Source organism: Aquabacterium sp. (assembly GCF_050725395.1).
Taxonomy (GTDB): Bacteria; Pseudomonadota; Gammaproteobacteria; order Burkholderiales; family Burkholderiaceae_C; genus Aquabacterium.
Map to the genome: position 1 here is coordinate 1 of NZ_JBOHHL010000053.1, position 16,825 is coordinate 16,825.

General features: G+C 63.2%; 18 protein-coding genes and 1 tRNA gene. 15 read left to right on the top strand and 4 right to left on the bottom strand.

Annotation, left to right across the window (positions count from 1 at the left end):
* Positions 1 to 112: 112 nt before the first annotated feature.
* Both ACREB4_RS19775 and ACREB4_RS19780 read right to left on the bottom strand, forming a co-directional pair.
* On the bottom strand, positions 113 to 751 hold the full coding sequence (locus tag ACREB4_RS19775) for a hypothetical protein (protein WP_431589964.1): 639 nt from the start codon (positions 749 to 751) through the stop codon (positions 113 to 115).
* A 213-nt stretch (positions 752 to 964) separates the two neighbouring features.
* Positions 965 to 1,207, bottom strand: coding sequence for a hypothetical protein (locus ACREB4_RS19780; RefSeq protein WP_431589965.1), 243 nt, complete (start codon positions 1,205 to 1,207; stop codon positions 965 to 967).
* A 23-nt stretch (positions 1,208 to 1,230) separates the two neighbouring features.
* Between ACREB4_RS19780 and ACREB4_RS19785 the strand changes: the two genes are divergently transcribed.
* Positions 1,231 to 1,503: an alpha/beta fold hydrolase gene (locus ACREB4_RS19785; RefSeq protein WP_431589966.1), complete on the top strand. Its 273-nt coding sequence runs from the start codon at positions 1,231 to 1,233 to the stop codon at positions 1,501 to 1,503.
* A 291-nt stretch (positions 1,504 to 1,794) separates the two neighbouring features.
* Entirely contained in the window at positions 1,795 to 2,076 is a 282-nt protein-coding gene (locus tag ACREB4_RS19790; RefSeq protein WP_431589981.1) for an NAD(P)H-binding protein, read from the top strand.
* Between the two features lie 89 nt (positions 2,077 to 2,165).
* Here the strand turns inward: ACREB4_RS19790 and icd are convergent, their stop codons facing one another.
* Positions 2,166 to 3,419 carry an NADP-dependent isocitrate dehydrogenase gene (icd, locus tag ACREB4_RS19795; RefSeq protein ID WP_431589967.1) on the bottom strand — a complete coding sequence of 418 codons (1,254 nt, stop codon included), beginning with the start codon at positions 3,417 to 3,419 and terminating at the stop codon, positions 2,166 to 2,168.
* A gap of 226 nt (positions 3,420 to 3,645) precedes the next feature.
* Here icd and ACREB4_RS19800 point away from each other — a divergent pair, with 226 nt between their 5' ends.
* Entirely contained in the window at positions 3,646 to 4,128 is a 483-nt protein-coding gene (locus ACREB4_RS19800) for a DUF192 domain-containing protein (protein WP_431589968.1), read from the top strand.
* A gap of 6 nt (positions 4,129 to 4,134) precedes the next feature.
* On the opposite strand, the gene ACREB4_RS19805 is transcribed toward ACREB4_RS19800, so the two are convergent.
* On the bottom strand, positions 4,135 to 5,079 hold the full coding sequence (locus ACREB4_RS19805; protein WP_431589969.1) for a patatin-like phospholipase family protein: 945 nt from the start codon (positions 5,077 to 5,079) through the stop codon (positions 4,135 to 4,137).
* 69 nt (positions 5,080 to 5,148) lie between these two features.
* Here ACREB4_RS19805 and ACREB4_RS19810 point away from each other — a divergent pair, with 69 nt between their 5' ends.
* The 12 genes from ACREB4_RS19810 to ACREB4_RS19865 form a co-directional block, all read left to right on the top strand.
* Positions 5,149 to 5,928 carry a sulfite exporter TauE/SafE family protein gene (locus tag ACREB4_RS19810; protein ID WP_431589970.1) on the top strand — a complete coding sequence of 260 codons (780 nt, stop codon included), beginning with the start codon at positions 5,149 to 5,151 and terminating at the stop codon, positions 5,926 to 5,928.
* Between the two features lie 96 nt (positions 5,929 to 6,024).
* Positions 6,025 to 7,725 carry a nitrite/sulfite reductase gene (locus tag ACREB4_RS19815; RefSeq protein WP_431589971.1) on the top strand — a complete coding sequence of 567 codons (1,701 nt, stop codon included), beginning with the start codon at positions 6,025 to 6,027 and terminating at the stop codon, positions 7,723 to 7,725.
* A 2-nt stretch (positions 7,726 to 7,727) separates the two neighbouring features.
* Positions 7,728 to 8,213, top strand: a complete 486-nt coding sequence (locus ACREB4_RS19820; protein ID WP_431589972.1) for a DUF934 domain-containing protein — start codon at positions 7,728 to 7,730, stop codon at positions 8,211 to 8,213.
* Complete coding sequence (locus ACREB4_RS19825; protein WP_431589973.1) at positions 8,210 to 8,983, top strand: phosphoadenylyl-sulfate reductase; 774 nt, start codon at positions 8,210 to 8,212, stop codon at positions 8,981 to 8,983. Before ACREB4_RS19820 ends, ACREB4_RS19825 begins: the two co-directional genes overlap by 4 nt.
* Positions 8,980 to 9,939 (top strand): sulfate adenylyltransferase subunit CysD, encoded by a 960-nt coding sequence (cysD, locus tag ACREB4_RS19830; RefSeq protein WP_431589974.1) that lies wholly within the window; start codon positions 8,980 to 8,982, stop codon positions 9,937 to 9,939. The genes ACREB4_RS19825 and cysD overlap by 4 nt, the downstream gene beginning before the upstream one ends.
* A 1-nt stretch (position 9,940) precedes the next feature.
* Positions 9,941 to 11,245 carry a sulfate adenylyltransferase subunit 1 gene (locus tag ACREB4_RS19835; RefSeq protein WP_431589975.1) on the top strand — a complete coding sequence of 435 codons (1,305 nt, stop codon included), beginning with the start codon at positions 9,941 to 9,943 and terminating at the stop codon, positions 11,243 to 11,245.
* A 7-nt stretch (positions 11,246 to 11,252) separates the two neighbouring features.
* Complete coding sequence (gene cobA / locus ACREB4_RS19840) at positions 11,253 to 12,074, top strand: uroporphyrinogen-III C-methyltransferase (protein WP_431589976.1); 822 nt, start codon at positions 11,253 to 11,255, stop codon at positions 12,072 to 12,074.
* A 40-nt stretch (positions 12,075 to 12,114) separates the two neighbouring features.
* Positions 12,115 to 12,438: a ferredoxin family protein gene (gene fdxA, locus ACREB4_RS19845; protein WP_431589977.1), complete on the top strand. Its 324-nt coding sequence runs from the start codon at positions 12,115 to 12,117 to the stop codon at positions 12,436 to 12,438.
* Positions 12,396 to 13,523, top strand: a complete 1,128-nt coding sequence (locus ACREB4_RS19850; RefSeq protein WP_431589978.1) for an NAD(P)/FAD-dependent oxidoreductase — start codon at positions 12,396 to 12,398, stop codon at positions 13,521 to 13,523. Before fdxA ends, ACREB4_RS19850 begins: the two co-directional genes overlap by 43 nt.
* A gap of 24 nt (positions 13,524 to 13,547) precedes the next feature.
* A complete protein-coding gene (locus tag ACREB4_RS19855) occupies positions 13,548 to 15,716 on the top strand; it encodes a TonB-dependent siderophore receptor (protein WP_431589979.1) in 2,169 nt (722 codons plus the stop codon).
* Positions 15,717 to 15,831: 115 nt separating this feature from the next.
* Positions 15,832 to 15,907: transfer RNA gene (locus tag ACREB4_RS19860), tRNA-Asn, on the top strand.
* 178 nt (positions 15,908 to 16,085) lie between these two features.
* The coding region (locus ACREB4_RS19865; protein ID WP_431589980.1) for a hypothetical protein at positions 16,086 to 16,825 on the top strand (740 nt) is incomplete at its 3' end.

Below are 16,825 nucleotides of genomic sequence, written 5' to 3' on the forward strand. Positions count from 1 at the left end.
GCTGATCAGTGGTGATGACCTCTATGGTCTCTGTACGCCTAGTCATACTCACAGTCCTATTCCTATCCGTAAGATAAGCGATAGTCCGTGTCCGGTGAATCAGGGGGCCGTTTCAAGCATTCAATCGCTGAGCCGCTGCAGAAACGTACAACAGCACTGGCGCCACCGTGATGCTCGCCAGCAAGATATAAAGCAATTGCCGGATGAGCGGAGAACGCGACTGGAATTGCACGAAGACCGACAGCAAAATGACCAGCATGGGCAGCACCATCGCCAGTGCGGTAGCCACCAGGAATTGGCGGCGCGGTAGCCGCCCAATGTCAAAAACGATGACGAGGCACATCCACAACAGTGCCGCTGACCTGGCGATCTCCAAGACGACGCAAGCCAGTGTCACCAAGCCGATACCGAACAGCACCTGCGGAAAGGCCAACATCGAATCCCGCCAGTGCAGGCTGATGCCACTGCGCAGAACCGCATAGAACAGGCTCATGCCCGCCAGCGTATAGGCGGCCAGTGCAAGGAATTGCCACCACTGGGCATGCCCCAGGATCGGAAGAAGCATTGCCAACGCCACGCCGCCCAGATAAGGAAACAGCGTCAAACGGAAGCGCTTGAGGGCTTGATGTTGCCGCAGGGCAAGGTCCGAGTCGGATGAGCCATGACTGGGCTCGGCGAGGTCGGACTCAGACGCAAAAGACAGATCTGGCAACGATTTCCCTTGCGCAGCCGGGCTTGAGGGGGCGGTCAAACTCACAGATTCTGGCGCTTTTACAGGGGGGCACGGAATACACGCACGATGAGGTGGGCGCGCTTCAGCTTGTTCATGATGAGGCTTCTTTCTGAACACGGTCAGTGTTCGACAGGACAACATCGGGGTTAATCGGTCGATCCGGCAACCCTCTGGAACATCATCTTCTGCCAGTCGTACACAAATCACAAGTTGGTCGGCTTGTTGTCTACTTCAGCGTGAATAAAGCGCGCAACTACGCCAGGCGCGGCCCTCATACATGCCCGCCATGGCGCCGAACAATGCGTTGCATGAGGCCACCCACCGAGGAGGCCGCAGCCCATCAATGCAATGGCTGGGATGCGCTAGCAATTGCTTGAGCACCTCCCGGAGGTAGCCCAACGCAGCGTGAAAGTTCATGGCCTCAAGATGGCCTACGTCGAGAAAGGCGTTGGCAACGCCGTCGTCTTCCTTCACGGCAATCCGACCTCTGCGTACCTGTGGCGCAACATCATCCCTTACCTGGAAGGTTCGGCCGCTGCATCGCTCCCGATCTCATCGGGATGGGCGACTCGGAGAAGCTCCCGGATTCTGGCTCCACCTCCTACACGTTCGCCGAGCACAGCAAGTACCTTCATCGATTTTTTGAATCGATCGACATCGATGGTCCTTTGACCCTCGTCGTCCACGATTGGGGTTCGGATTGCGAGCCCATCAGCAGCGCGCGTCGGCACTCACGAAGCGCGTGGTCGTGTGCGCCGGCGATAGCCTGACCCACGCCAGCTTGAGCGGTGACTACCGGCTCTCCTTCAGGAACGATTTCCGGAGACGGTGTTCGTGAATGCCGGCCAGAACGGAGCAACGTCCCTGGATCTGGTAAAACGAGTCGATGACATCGCGGCGTGCAGTCCAACCGCGGTAACGCTCCTGATCGGTTGCAAGAAGCTCGTTATTCTTGGGGCAACCGGCAGAACCGGGCGGCTTGTCGCCGAGCAAGCCTTGGCTCGAGGTCACAGCGTTGCCGCCGCGCGCGAGCCTCGCGATAGCGATCAGCTTGCTCGCTGATCGCCGGGCAAGACGCGGTTATCTCATGCCTCGGCCAGCGATCTTCCAAGGACGCGGGCCTCCTCCAGGAAAGTGCGCGAGCGGTTATCCGGGCCATGAGTGCGTGCGGCGTGCGCCGCTATCTCGTGATTTCCCAGGGTCTGCTGTATCCAACAGCCAACCCAGTCCTTTTGCTGTTGCGACCAACGAAGGGCATCCCGATGACGGATGCCGCGATCCCGGCTGGAGCCCGGTATTCGAGAATCACGAAATCATCCCTCCAAAGTGGCGGGATTTTGTGATCTGCCGTGAGACAAGCCGAAACAAAAAGCCCTTGATTTCACCAGGAAATCAAGGGCTTAGGGGCGTCATGAGACGCAGTGAAGCGAAATCACATGTGGTCGATCATCACCTGGCCAAACCCCGAGCACGACACCTGCGTCGCGCCATCCAGCAGTCGGGCGAAGTCATACGTCACCTTCTTGCTCAGGATGGACTTTTCCATCGACGAGATGATCAGGTCGGCGGCTTCGAACCAGCCCATGTGGCGCAGCATCATTTCGGCCGACAGGATTTCGGAACCGGGGTTCACGTAATCCTTGCCAGCGTACTTGGGCGCCGTGCCGTGGGTGGCTTCGAACATGGCCACCGAGTCCGACAGGTTGGCGCCCGGGGCGATGCCGATGCCACCCACTTGCGCGGCCAGGGCGTCAGAGATGTAGTCGCCATTCAGGTTCAGCGTGGCGATCACGCTGTACTCGGAAGGACGCAACAGGATCTGCTGCAAGAAGGCGTCGGCGATGGCGTCCTTCACGATGATGTCCTTGCCCGTCCTCGGGTTCTTGAACTTCGCCCAGGGGCCGCCGTCGATCAATTCGGCGCCAAACTCGCGCTGGGCCAATGCATAGCTCCAGTCGCGGAAGCCACCTTCGGTGTACTTCATGATGTTGCCCTTGTGCACGATGGTCACGCTGGGCTTGTCATTGTCGATGGCGTATTGCAGGGCCTTGCGCATCAGGCGCTCCGTGCCGTCGATGGACACGGGCTTGATGCCGATGCCGGACGTTTCGGGGAAGCGGATCTTCTTGACGCCGAACTCGTCCTGCAGGAACTTGATCAGCTTCTTGGCCTTGTCGCTCTTGGCTTCGAATTCGATGCCGGCGTAGATGTCTTCCGAGTTCTCGCGGAAGATCACCATGTCGATCTTTTCGGGTTCCTTCACGGGGGAAGGCACGCCCTTGAAGTAGGTGACCGGACGCAGACAGACGTACAGGTCGAGCTCTTGGCGCAGGGCCACGTTCAGCGAACGGATGCCGCCGCCCACAGGCGTCGTCAGCGGGCCCTTGATCGAAACCACATAGTCCTTCAGGACCTTGAGCGTTTCTTCGGGCAGCCACACGTCGGGACCATAGACCCGGGTGGACTTCTCGCCAGCGTAGATTTCCATCCAGTGGATCTTGCGCTGGCCGCCATACGACTTCTCGACGGCCGCATCCACGACCTTGATCATCACGGGCGTGATGTCAAAACCGGTGCCGTCGCCTTCGATGTAGGGAATGATGGGGTTGTGGGGGACATTGAGCGAAAAGTCCGGGTTCACCGAAATTTTCTGCCCACCTTCGGGCACTTTGATGTGCTGATACATGATTGTGGTCTCCGCGTTTGGCGTTTCCGTTAAACGATGCCATGGATATCGGCAACGTGCCTGAGAATTCTACGCGAGCCCCCCCGAGCATCACGTCGATGTATCCATCTAAACCAAATTTAGGCGGCGCCCGGCTGCGCATTGGCCCCTGGCAAAGCCAGGCGTTGCGTGTCGTTGACGATTTATCATGCCCATTCAGCCCTCGCCGCCCACAAGGATCCGCGCCATGACCGCGTTGTTGAAGAAGAAGATCGTTCAGCCAGCCGCCTTCGCCCTGATGGCCGCGGTCCTGAGCGCCCTGCCCGTCCACGCCCAGGACCGCGCGCAGCACCTGCCCACGGTGACGCTGGGCGCCGGTTTCCACAACATCAAGGCCGAAGTGGCCTTGACCGAGCAACAGCACGAAATAGGCCTGATGCACCGCACCAGCATGGGGCCCAACGAGGGCATGATCTTCATCTTCGACCGGCCTGGCCAGCAGTGCTTCTGGATGAAGAACACGCTGATCCCGCTGGCGGTGGCCTTCGTGGCGGATGACGGCACCATCGTCAACCTGGACGAGATGAAACCCGAGACGCTCAACCCCCACTGCTCGGCCAAGCCCGTGCGTTTCGTCCTGGAAATGAACACGGGCTGGTTCAGCAAGCGCGGGCTCAAGCCAGGCCTCAAGCTGACCGGCCAGCCCTTCGAGACCGCGCCAGCCAAGTGACCACCTTCACCGGGTCTTGGCCGCGATCTTTTCCTTGAGCTGAGCCAGCACGGTCAAGGCGGCTTCTCGTCCGGCCAGGATGGACAGGCGCCGGTTGCCGAAGTCGCCCCCGCCGATGCCCGACAGCTTGGGCCGCATCACCACGTCGGCATCCTGCAGTTCGTACTGGCTGATGCTGTGGCCCATGATGTTGAAGGCCTGCAGCAGGATGTCCACCGCGCCCTTGGTGGGCTGGCCTTCCGGAATCGCGGATATGTCCACGGCGATGACCAGGTCGGCCCCCATCTGCCGCGCATACTTGACCGGGATGGGCGACACCAGGCCGCCATCCACGTACTCGCGTCCGGCGATGCGGACGGGCTCGAACACCGCCGGCACCGAACTGGAGGCACGCACGGCAGTGCCCGGATCACCTCGCCGAAACAGGATGGGTTGACCCGAACTCAGGTCCGTGGCGACGATGCCCAGCGGTATCGGCATCTGTTCGATCGATTTGCCATTGGTGAAGCCCCGCACGAACCTCGCCAAGGCTTCGCCCTTCATCACCGAGCGGCCCGGGAACACCCAATCGGTCATCGTGGACTCGTCCAGGTTCATGGCCAGCGAGCCCAGTTCGACGGGCGTCTTGCCCGCCGCGTACAAAGCCGCGACCACGCTGCCTGCCGACGTCCCGACGACGACATCCGGCTTGATGCCCTGCTCCTCCAGCACCTGCAGCACGCCAATGTGGGCAAAACCCCTGGCCGCGCCACCGCCCAGCGCCAGCCCGATCCGTGGCGGGCGTGGCACGGGTTTGACCAAGGGCACCACCACGGGCGCTTGGACCACCGGTGCGACAACCGTCGGCGGGGGCGATGAGGTGAAGGAGCTGCAGGCGGACAAAGCCAGGACCAGCGTGGCGGACAGCAGACGCCGAGCGCCATATTCCACAGAAGAATAAGCAAAATTCAAAATTGTTCTTCTCATTTATATAGAAGTTTTTTACAGTTCGGCCTCATTCATGAAAGCTGTAGTGTCTCAATGATTTTTGACTGGACCGCCGTGGCCGCCGGCGCGGGCGTGGGCCTGATTGTGGGGCTGACTGGGGTGGGAGGTGGTTCATTGATGACCCCGCTGCTGATTTCCGTGTTTCACCTGGACAAGGCGGTGGCGATTGGCACGGATCTGTGGTTCGCGGGCCTGAGCAAGGTATCAGGTTCGATCGCGCACCACCGGGAAGACCACGTTGACTACCGCATCACGAAATTGATGCTGTCGGGCTCGATCCCGGCGGCCATTGCCACACTGACTTACATGCACATGGTGGGCATCACCAAGAGCGGCGACAGCATGTTGTCCTTCGCCTTGGCCATTGCCCTGGTGCTGACAGCGGTGACGGTGGCGTTTCGGCCCGTGTGGTCGCGGGTGGGCGTCTGGCTGGAGCGGTGGATCACCCCGGCTCGCCAACCCACCCTGACGGTGGTCTGCGGCCTGATCCTGGGCGTGCTGGTGTCTTTGAGTTCCATCGGGGCCGGCGCGGTGGGTGCCACGCTGATCCTGCTGTTGTACCCGCGGCTGGACATCCGCAAGTTGGTGGGCACTGACATTGCACATGCCGTGCCGCTCACCATCGTGGCCGGCATCGGCCATGCCTCGCTGGGCAACGTCAATTGGTTGATTTTGATTGAATTGTTGATGGGTTCACTCCCCGGGATATGGGTGGGGGCCAAGCTGACGAAGCATTTGCCTGAGACAATCACACGTTTCGCGCTGTGTTGCTGCCTTCTTCTGGCGGCACGCAAGGTTCTCGTGGCGGCTTGACCCACTGCCTTACCAAGCCCCCGACGCAACCTTACTCGCGACATCCGCATCTTTTTTTGACACATTGACACCCGGGCTCACCACCGGGTAGACGCCATGTATCAGTACACCGAATTTGACAAACAGTTCGTCCGCGCACGCGCGGCGCAGTTCCGCGACCAGTTGGACCGCAACCTGGCCGGCAAGCTGAGCGATGACGAATTCCGCCCCCTGCGCCTGCAAAACGGCTGGTACGTGCAGCGCCATGCGCCCATGCTGCGGGTGGCGGTGCCCTACGGCGAACTGTCGAGTGTGCAACTGCGCCAATTGGCCAAGATCTCGCGCGAATACGACCGCAGCTACGCGCACTTCACCACGCGCCAGAACCTGCAATACAACTGGATCCCGCTGACCAAGAGCGCCGACGTGATGGACCAGTTGGCCGCGGTCAACATGCATGGCATTCAAACGTCGGGCAACTGCATCCGCAACATCACCAGCGATGCCCTGGTGGGTGTGGCCGCCGATGAAATCATCGACGCGCGCCCCTATTGCGAAGTGATTCGCCAGTGGTCCACCCTGCACCCCGAATTCGCCTTCCTGCCGCGCAAGTTCAAGATTGCCGTCAACGGTGCCAAGGAAGACCGCGCGGCCACCTACTGGCACGACATCGGCCTGCACCTGCGCTTCAATGACGCGGGTGAAGTCGGCTTCAAGGTGCTGGTGGGCGGTGGCATGGGCCGCACGCCCATCACCGCCAGCGTCATCAGCGAATTCATCCCCTGGCAGCAGATCCTGATCTACATCGAAGCCATCGTGCGGGTCTACAACCGCTATGGCCGCCGCGACAACATGTACAAGGCCCGCATCAAGATCCTCGTCAAGGCCGAAGGCCAGAAGTTCTTCGACCAGGTGGAAGAAGAGTTCAAGCAGATCCTGACGCGTGACGTCGATGGCGCTTCGCACACCATCCCGCAGTCCGAGCTGGACCGCGTGTCGGCCAGTTTCGTGCAACCCGCTGGCGTGGTCGCGCACGATGCTGCCGGCAATGGCGCCCCCGCCGATGTGCCCGTGGCCTTCACCAAATGGCTGGAGCGCAACACGCACGCCCACAAGGTCAAGGGCTACAAGGCCGTGACCCTGTCGCTCAAGCGCGTGGGCCTGCCGCCTGGCGATGCCACCGACGACCAGATGGACAAGGCCGCCGGACTGGCCGACCAGTTCAGCCAGGGCGAATTGCGCGTCACGCACGACCAGAACCTGCTGCTGCCGTGGGTGCGCGAGGAAGACCTGTACGCGCTGTGGGAAGCCGCCAAGGCCGCCACGTTCGCAGCCCCGAACATCGGCCTGCTGAGCGACATGATCGCCTGCCCCGGTGGCGACTTCTGCGCCCTGGCCAACGCCCGCTCCATCCCCATCGCCAACGAGCTGATCGAGCGTTACCAAGACCTGGACGAGCTTTACGACATCGGCGACATCGACCTGCACATCAGCGGTTGCATCAACTCCTGCGGCCACCACCACAGCGGCCACATCGGCATCCTGGGCGTGGACAAGGACGGCACCGAGTGGTACCAGGTCACCCTGGGCGGCTCGGACGGCTCCAGCCACGCGCCCGTGAGCGCCGTCGGCAAAGTCATCGGCCCCTCGTTCGCAGCCGATGAAGTCACCGACGTGATCGAAGCCGTGATCGAGACCTACCGCGGCCAGCGCGCGGCGAACGAGAAGTTCATCGACACCGTCACCCGCGTGGGCCTGGACCCGTTCAAGACCGCCGCCAACGCCGTGCGCCGTTCGACCGCGAAGAAAGCAGCCTGACCATGAAATTCATCGACACCCACCACGACCAGTGGCGCACGGCCGGCGGCGAAGACGGCCCGATCTCTCACCCACCCAAGGTGGACCACAGCCTGCTGACCTTGGGCCAATGGCACGCCGTGCGCGAGCAATGGCCTGCCGACAAGGCCGTGGGCGTGGTCTTCCCCAACGATGCCGACATCGAAGTGCTCGAGTGCGACGTGAACAAGCTGTCGCTGGTGGTGCTGCAGTTCCCCAAGTGGGTGGACGGCCGCGCCTACAGCCAGGCGCACATCCTGCGTTCGCGCTACCGCTTCACGGGCCAGATCCGCGCCACCGGCGAAGTGCTGGTCGACATGATGCCGCTGCTGCAACGATCGGGTTTTGATGCCGTGGTGCTGCGCCACGACCAGGAACGTGCCGCCGCCGAGCGCGCGCTGGGTTTCTTCGCCGCGCGGGGCCACTACCAGGGCGACGTGCAACAAACCAAGCCGGTGTTCGCACGATGAGCGCCATCGCCCTGTACGCCAAGGCCAGCCCCGACTTCGAGGCCAAGCTGGCCGAGACCGTCGCGTTGCTCAAGGCCGCAGCGGCCGAGCACCCGGGCAAGGTCGTCCAGGCCACCAGCCTGGGTGTCGAGGACATGATCGTCACCGACCTGATCGCGCGCCACCACATCGACATCGCCATCGGCACGCTCGAAACCGGCATGCTGCACCCGCAGACGGTGGCCATGATCGGCACCATCGAGTCCACGTATGGCTTGAAGGTCGAGGTCTACCAGCCCGTGCAGGAAGTGGCCATCGAGTTCGTTCGCCAGAACGGCGAGAAGGCCATGTACGAGAGCATCGACCTGCGCAAGGCCTGCTGCGGCTTCCGCAAGCTGGAACCCCTCAGCCGCATGCTGGCCAGCCGCGAAGCCTGGATCACCGGCCTGCGCCGCGAACAGTCCAACAACCGGGGCGGCATGCTGGCCCGCGAGGAAGACGACAAGGGCCGCGCCAAGTTCAACCCCATGATCGACTGGACCTGGGGCGATGTGTGGCATTACGTGTCGCTCAACAAGGTGCCTTACAACCCGCTGCACGACGAGTTCATGCCCAGCATCGGCTGCGCGCCCTGCACGCGTGCCATCGCGGTGGGCGAAGACTTCCGCGCCGGCCGCTGGTGGTGGGAAGACGAAAAGGCCAGGGAATGCGGCCTGCACGTCCACGAAGACAACGTGGCCGAAGAATTGCCCCCGCTTGTGTCCAGCATCCCAACCAAGACCACGATATGAATGCCCCCGTGAATGTGAACCAACTGCTGGCGGATGTTGACCACCGCCACCTGGACGCGCTGGAAGAAGAAGCCATCTTCATCCTGCGCGAAGTCGCCGCGACGTTTGAGCGCCCTGCGCTGCTGTTCTCCAGCGGCAAGGACTCGTGCGTGGTGCTGCACCTGGCCGAGAAGGCCTTCAAGATGAAGAAGGAAGGCGGCGGTTTTGAAGGCAAGCTGCCCTTCCCGCTGCTGCACGTGGACACCGGCCACAACTTCCCCGAAGTGATCGAGTTCCGCGACCGCCGCATCGCCGAAATGGGCGAGCGCCTGATCGTGGCGCACATGGACGACTCCATCAAGCGTGGCACCGTGCGCCTGGCTTACCCGCTCGAATCGCGCAATGGCCACCAAACCGTGACCCTGCTCGAAGCGATTGAAGAAAACCGCTTCGACTGCCTGATGGGCGGTGCCCGCCGCGACGAAGAAAAAGCGCGCGCCAAGGAACGCATCTTCAGCCACCGCGACAGCTTCGGCCAATGGCAGCCCAAAGAGCAGCGCCCCGAACTGTGGAACCTGTTCAACACCCGCATCAAGCCGGGCGAACACTTCCGCGCCTTCCCGATCAGCAACTGGACCGAGCTGGACGTGTGGCTGTACATCGCCCGCGAAGGCATTCCGCTGCCCAACATCTACTTCAAGCACCCCCGCCAGGTGATGCGCCGCAAGGGCCTGCTGGTGCCCCTGACCGACGTGACCCCCACGCTGGAAGGCGAAACGGTGGAGACCGTCGACGTGCGCTTCCGCACCGTGGGCGACATGACCTGCACCTGCCCGGTCGAGAGCGATGCGGCCAACCCCGCCGACATCGTGGCCGAGACCCTTCACGTGACCGTGAGCGAGCGCGGCGCGACCCGCATGGACGACCGCACGTCCGAGGCCTCCATGGAGCGCCGCAAGAAGGAAGGCTATTTCTAAAATGAGCACCCCCGTGATTGATTGCCACGCCAAAGAACAAGTCGAACACCAGGCCCTGCGCTTCCTGACCGCGGGCAGCGTGGACGATGGCAAGAGCACGCTGATCGGCCGCCTGCTGTTCGACAGCCGCGCCATCCTGGCCGACCAGCTGGATGCGCTGGAAAAGCGCGCCGCTGGCGCCCCCATCGACTTGTCGCTGCTGACCGACGGCCTGGAAGCCGAGCGCGAGCAAGGCATCACCATCGACGTGGCCTACCGCTACTTCGCCACCAAGACGCGCAAGTTCATCATCGCCGACGCCCCCGGCCATGAGCAGTACACGCGCAACATGGTGACGGCCGCCGCTGGCAGTGATGCGGCCGTGGTCCTGGTGGACATCACCAAGATCGACTGGAAAGCCCAGCCGGTGCCCCTGCTGGCGCAAACGCGCCGCCACAGCCTGCTGGCCCACCTGCTGCGCGTGCCGTCCATCGTCTTCGCCGTCAACAAGCTCGACGCGATCGAGCAGGACACCGAAACCGCCTTCAACCACGTCAAGGCCTCGCTGCTGGCGTTCGCCGAGCAAGCCGGCATCGCCGTGAAGGGCGTCATCCCCGTGTCGGCCCTGCGCGGTGACAACGTGACCACCCCCAGCGCCAATTGGCCCTGGTACACCGGCCAGACGCTGCTGCAGGTGCTGGAATGCCTGCCCGCCACCGACGAACGCCACGATGGCGCGTTGCTGCAACCCGTGCAGTACGTGACCCGCGAAGGCGAAGGCACCGGCCACCAGCCGCGCACCTTCTGGGGCCGCATCGCCCACGGTTCGGTCAAGGCCGGCGACAGCGTGCAAGCCTTTCCCAGCGGCGAAACCGCCGTGGTGGCCGAGGTGCGCTACAACGCCGAAGTGGTCGACCGTGGCGAAGCAGGCCAATCGGCCGGCATCGTGCTGGACCGCCAGGTCGACATCTCGCGCGGCGACTGGCTGGCCACGCCCGGCGCGATCAAGCCGGCCGATCAGTTCACCGCTACCTTGGCCTGGCTGGACACCGAGCCCGCCGTCGTCGGCCGCAAGTACTGGGTGCGCCACGGTAACCGCTGGGTGCAGGCCCGCATCACCGCCATCGACAGCCGCATGGACATCCACACCCTGGAAGACCATGACGCCGAGCAACTGGCCGTGAACGAGATCGGCCGCGTGCAGATCCAGACGCAGCAGCCGCTGCCGGTCGAGCCCTACCTGGACAACCGCGTGGGCGGTGCCCTGATCGTGGTCGATCCCACCACCAACCGCACCAGCGGCGCGCTGCTGGTCAAGGCGGCCTGACGGTCCCATGGTGCACCAGGCCTCCACGCCCACCGCCGCCCGCGTCGTCTTCATTGGCGCGGGGCCCGGCGAGGCCGACCTGATCACGGTGCGCGGCTCGCGCCTGCTGGCGCAAGCGCACGTGGTGCTGTTCGACGCCCTGGCCGACGAAGCCCTGCAAGCCCTGGCGCCACAAGCGCTGTGGGTCGACGTGGGCAAGCGCGGTTTCTCGGGCAAGCCGGGCAGCGACTTCAATGGCCAGACGCGCATCAACACCTTGCTGGTGGAACACGCTTACGCCGTGGGCCTGGCCCATGGCGCGCAAGGCCTGGTCGTGCGCCTCAAGGGCGGCGACCCCAGCCTGTTCGGCCGCCTTGAAGAAGAACTGCACGCCCTGCGCGAAGCGGGCATCCACAGCGACGTGGTGCCCGGTGTGACCTCGGCCCTGGCCGCGGCCGCCGCCACGCAGCGCCCGCTCACCCGGCGCGGCACCGGCCGAAGCGTCAGCTTCACCACGGCCATGACCCGCACCGGCGAACTGCAATGCGGCATGGGCCCCGGCCAGCGCGCCGACACCGAAGTTTTCTACATGGCCGGCCGCCAGCTCGACCCGCTGCAAAAAGGCTTGACCGACGCTGGCTGGCCGCTTGATACAGCCGTCAGCGTGGTCTCTCGCGCTGGCTGGCCCGACATGCGCCACACCGTTCACACTGTGGGCTCGCTGGACCAGGCCAGCGACACACACGCCGGCCGCCCCACCCTGGTCATCATCGGCGCTGGCGCCACCGCGCTGCCCGACGAACCCCTGACCCATTTGCCGATTTGCGGGGACGCTGGCGCGCACCCTTAAAATCCGACCTTCGTTCCCATTCAACTTACAAGAGATCGTCATGACTCACGTCGTCACCGAAGCCTGCATCAAGTGCAAATACACCGATTGCGTGGACGTGTGCCCGGTGGACTGCTTCCGCGAAGGCCCCAATTTCCTCGTCATCGATCCCGATGAGTGCATCGACTGCGCCGTGTGCATCCCCGAATGCCCGGTCAACGCCATCGTCCCCGAAGAAGACGTGCCCGGCGACCAGCAGCAGTACATCAAGATCAATGCCGACCTGGCCAAAGGCTGGCCCAGCATCACCAAGCGCAAGCAACCCTTGCCCGAGGCCGATGAATGGAAAGACAAGACCGGCAAGCTGGATCAACTGATCCGCTGATCGTGGCGGTGATCGACACCGACACCCTCGTCATTGGCGCAGGCCCGGTGGGCCTGTTCCAGGCCTTCCAATTGGGCTTGCTGGGCCTGAACACCCACGTGATCGATGCGCTGCCCGAGGCCGGAGGCCAATGCGTGGCGCTCTACCCCGACAAGCCCATCTACGACGTGCCCGGCGTGCCCGTGTGCACTGGCCGCGAACTGGCCCAACTGCTGCTGACGCAGGCCCGGCCTTTTCTGCCACGCGACGCCACCACAGGCCGCATTGGCAATTTGCACCTGAACGACCAGGTTGCCAGCATCACGCAGCTCGCCGACGGCGAATTTGACGTCGGCACCCGGCAAGGCCAAGGGTTTCGCTGCCGTGCCGTGTTCGTGGCCGCGGGCGCGGGCGCCTTCGTGCCCCGCACCCTGAACGTGGCGGCACTCGAAGGCATGGGCAATGTTCACCACCACTTGCCCGAGCCCCTGGACCGGGCTTCGTCGCCCTGGGCCGGCCAGCACCTGGTCGTGGCCGGTGGCGGCGAAGAAGCCTTGTCCACCGTGGCGGCCCTGATGAACGCGCCGCAAGACGCCCGCCCCGCCACCGTGACCCTGCTGCACCGCCGCGACCAATTCCAGGCCGAGCCCGCATTGGAAGCCAAGGTGCGCGCCTGGATCGCGCAAGGTGCCGTTCAACTGGCCTTGGGCGTGCCGTCTGGCGCCGATCTGCACAGCGATGGCCAGGCCGTCAGCGCCTTGCAGATCCTGGGCGCCGATGGGGCCGTCCGTGCCCTGCCCTTGGACCACCTGCTGGTCAGGCTGGGCCTGAGCCCCAAGCTCGGCCCCCTGGTGGACTGGGGCCTGCAGCTCGACCGCAAACAGGTCCGCGTGTCGGCCGACAGTTTTCAAAGTTCGGTCACCGGCATCTACGCCGTGGGCGACATCAACACCTACCCGGGCAAAAAACGCCTGCTGCTGTGCGGCTTCCACGAAGCCACGCTGGCCGCCCACCATGCCCTGGCGCAACTCAAGCCCGACCAGCCCCAGCACCTCCAATACACCACCACCAGCGCCTTGCTGCACCAGCGCCTGGGCGTGGCCTAGTTCTTTTTTCGCTCTTTCTCATTCATGCACAAAACGACGAACCCAAGGCGCCATCCCAGCGGCACGGCCCTCACCCTGCTCGCCTCCGCGGCCTTGGCCATGGCCAACAACGCTTTGGCCCAAGCCACCACGCCCGGCGAGTCACTGCCGACGGTCACCGTCACGGCGCCTGGTCCGCGCGTCAACCAGGCCAGCATCACCGGCTTTGGCGACACGCCAGCCTGGCAACTGCCCATGCAAGCGCAGACCATCTCCAGCACCGCGCTCAAGAACAGCGGCGTGCAACGCCTGTCTGACATCACCAGCCTGGACGCCAGCATCAGCGACTCGTACAACGCGCAAGGCTACTGGGACTTCCTGTCGGTGCGCGGATTCACGCTGGACAACGCCTACAACTACCGCCGCGAAGGTCTGCCCATCAACGCCGAGACCAGCATCCCGCTGGACAACAAGGAAGCCGTGGAAGTGCTCAAAGGCACCAGCGGCATGCAGGCTGGCGTGAGCGCCCCCGGTGGCCTGGTGAACTTCCTGGTCAAGCGCCCGGTGCCCAAACTGCGATCGGCCACGCTGGCCTTCACCGGTGGCCGCAGCGTCCTGACCTCTGTGGATTTGTCGGACCGCTTTGGCGACACGCAAGCCATCGGCCTGCGCATCAACGCGGCCCATGAGCGCCTGCACCCCAAGGCCGACCACGCCCAAGGCGAACGCCAGTTGCTGGCCCTGGCCGCCGACCTGCGCGTGCAGCCCGGCACCCTACTGGAGTTCGAGATCGAGCACAGCCACCGCAGCCAGCCCAGCGTGACCGGCTTCAGCATCACCGGCGACACCATCCCCTCGGCCAAGGCCATCGACCCCAACACCAACCTCAACCACCAGCCCTGGAGCCTGCCCGTGGTCATGGACGCCACGACCGGCACCCTGCGCTGGAAGCAAGCCTTGTCGACCGACTGGACGCTGGTCAGCACCCTGGGCAGCCAGCGCCTGCGCACCGACGACCGCACTGTGTTCGCGTTCGGCTGCGACAACACCTTGTTCGACCGCTTCTGCAGCGACGGCCGCTATGACGCCTACGACTTCCGCAGCGAGGGCGAAGTCCGCGTCACCCACGCGGCCGACCTGACCCTGCAGGGACACTTGATGACCGGCAGCGTCAAGCACGACTTGCGGGCCGGGCTGCAACGCAGCGTGCACCGCAGCAGCCTGGGCACCTCGGCCTACAACCAGATCGGCACAGGCGCCACCGCCGGCAACATCCACGATGGCAGCATCCTCTTCAACCCGGACCCATCGCTCACCTACCCCCAGGGCAGCCGCCATTCGCGCAACACCGAGCTGTCGCTGAGCGATCAACTGAGCTTGTCACCCGCGTGGAACGCCTGGCTGGGTGTGCGCCACACCCGCCTGCACCGCAACACTGAATTGAGCGACAACAGCCAGGCGCCGAACAGCATTGACCAAAGCTTCACCACCCCATGGGCGGCCGTGGGCTACGCCTTTGCCGACAGGCACCAGGCTTATGTCAGTTGGGGTGAAGGTGTGGAATCCAAGGACGTGCCCTATGGCTTTGTCTACAGCAACCCGGGCGCCGCCTTGCCCGCACAGAAAAGCCGGCAAATCGAAGTCGGGTTGAAGGGGCAAGAAGCCGCCCATTCATGGGGCGTGAACTGGTTCCAGACCACCCGGCCCCAGACTGGCCTGGACAGCGCATCCAAGCTGATTCTGGACGGCCAAGCCCGCCACCGCGGCGTGGAAGGCCAAGTGCAAACCGTGTTGATGAACGCCTGGACGCTGGACGCCAGCGCCATGGTGATCGATGCCGAACGCCGCCACAGCAGCAACAACAGCGCCCTCAACGGCAAGGAGCCCGTCAACGTGCCCAATCACACCGTGAAGCTGTCGGCCGCCTACAAGGTGCCCGCGCTGACCGGCCTGACGGTGCACGGCAGCCTGGTCCATGAAGGGCGCCGCATGGTGCTGGAAGACAACAGCCTGCGCATCCCTTCGTGGACGCGCTTTGACGCTGGCGTGCGCTTCACGCAGGCCGTGCAGCAAGCATCGCTGACCTGGCGCTTGGGCGTGTACAACCTGTTCGACACCCGCGTGTGGCGCGAGGCTCCACTGCAGTTCAGCCACGTGTACCTCTTCCCCATGGCCAAACGCACGGTGACCGCTTCCTTGCAGGCCGACTTCTGAGAATTTGCGCAAAAAAAGAGTGCTCACTTGCGTGGTGCGCGAAAAGATTGCTATACTTTCACTCTCGATTGATCACTGCAAGGCGCAAGCCAAGCAACACAATTGAACCGACTATTCCTCGATAGCTCAGTCGGTAGAGCGCCGGACTGTTAATCCGTAGGTCCCTGGTTCGAGCCCAGGTCGAGGAGCCAAACAAGCGAAGCCCTGTACGAAAGTACGGGGCTTTTTGCTTGGTGGGTTCGGAAACCGAACTTTGAGGGCCAGTGGTCCTTCGAGCTGAAGACTGCCTGGGTCTGCCGCCCAATCATGCAAATACTTGCCTTCCCGCACAGGTAAGCTTGGTGCACAACATGAACCTTGGGAGCGCACATGTACCGAGACATCAACCCTTCCGTCGAGGATGCATGCAATAAGGCCATAAAGCGCTTCAGCCTAGCTATGACGCTGGTTTGCGTTTCAAGCATTAGCTTTGCTGGCCCCTGGCCAAAGCTGGTGGGCGGATCAACCGATCAGTGCAAAGAAACGCTTCGGGTTGCCAGGTCCGCATTCAATTCTTTCGCACCCCGTGTCTACGCCTTTCCCAAGCTACCTCCAAATCTGAACAGCGTTCTTGTTCTGGGAACAAGGGAGAGTGACATTTCCGGAGGAGATGCACTCGAAGCCAGCGATTCCGTCTTCCAGAAGCTACCTTCTGGCAAAGGTGCGCCGCGAAGCGTTTACTGGCTGAAGACTGCAACGCATGGCCAACGCTTGGCCGTACAAGAGATGTCCATGGGATGGCGGGGCGATACATATTCGTTGTTTTTGCTTCCGGAGAACATCCATGCCGATGACTTCGTTGCTCACTTGAAGAAGGACGGCCGTCAACCTTCATCAATGCCGAAACCGCTCATGTCGATGGTGTGGCGTCCGCCGCTCATCTTTCAAACAACCAGTTCAAGGCAGCTCTGGTTCATTGATGTAAGGCACCCTGCTGACTTCCTTGCCCCCTGGAAGATCTACTTGGTCGAGTCCACAGGGATGAAGTTGAGTTGCACAGTAGAATTCCGCCCTAACGTGAACCGTGCAGTTGATCTATTGCCCAAGCCAGTCCAAGAACTGGAACACAG

Bases quoted from the DNA above. Each gene is read 5' to 3' on its own strand.
- icd (WP_431589967.1), bottom strand. From the start codon at position 3,419: ATGTATCAGCACATCAAAGTGCCCGAAGGTGGGCAGAAAATTTCGGTG.
- ACREB4_RS19800 (WP_431589968.1), top strand. From the start codon at position 3,646: ATGACCGCGTTGTTGAAGAAGAAGATCGTTCAGCCAGCCGCCTTCGCC.
- ACREB4_RS19810 (WP_431589970.1), top strand. From the start codon at position 5,149: ATGATTTTTGACTGGACCGCCGTGGCCGCCGGCGCGGGCGTGGGCCTG.
- ACREB4_RS19815 (WP_431589971.1), top strand. From the start codon at position 6,025: ATGTATCAGTACACCGAATTTGACAAACAGTTCGTCCGCGCACGCGCG.
- ACREB4_RS19820 (WP_431589972.1), top strand. From the start codon at position 7,728: ATGAAATTCATCGACACCCACCACGACCAGTGGCGCACGGCCGGCGGC.
- ACREB4_RS19825 (WP_431589973.1), top strand. From the start codon at position 8,210: ATGAGCGCCATCGCCCTGTACGCCAAGGCCAGCCCCGACTTCGAGGCC.
- cysD (WP_431589974.1), top strand. From the start codon at position 8,980: ATGAATGCCCCCGTGAATGTGAACCAACTGCTGGCGGATGTTGACCAC.
- ACREB4_RS19835 (WP_431589975.1), top strand. From the start codon at position 9,941: ATGAGCACCCCCGTGATTGATTGCCACGCCAAAGAACAAGTCGAACAC.
- cobA (WP_431589976.1), top strand. From the start codon at position 11,253: ATGGTGCACCAGGCCTCCACGCCCACCGCCGCCCGCGTCGTCTTCATT.
- fdxA (WP_431589977.1), top strand. From the start codon at position 12,115: ATGACTCACGTCGTCACCGAAGCCTGCATCAAGTGCAAATACACCGAT.
- ACREB4_RS19850 (WP_431589978.1), top strand. From the start codon at position 12,396: ATGGAAAGACAAGACCGGCAAGCTGGATCAACTGATCCGCTGATCGTG.
- ACREB4_RS19855 (WP_431589979.1), top strand. From the start codon at position 13,548: ATGCACAAAACGACGAACCCAAGGCGCCATCCCAGCGGCACGGCCCTC.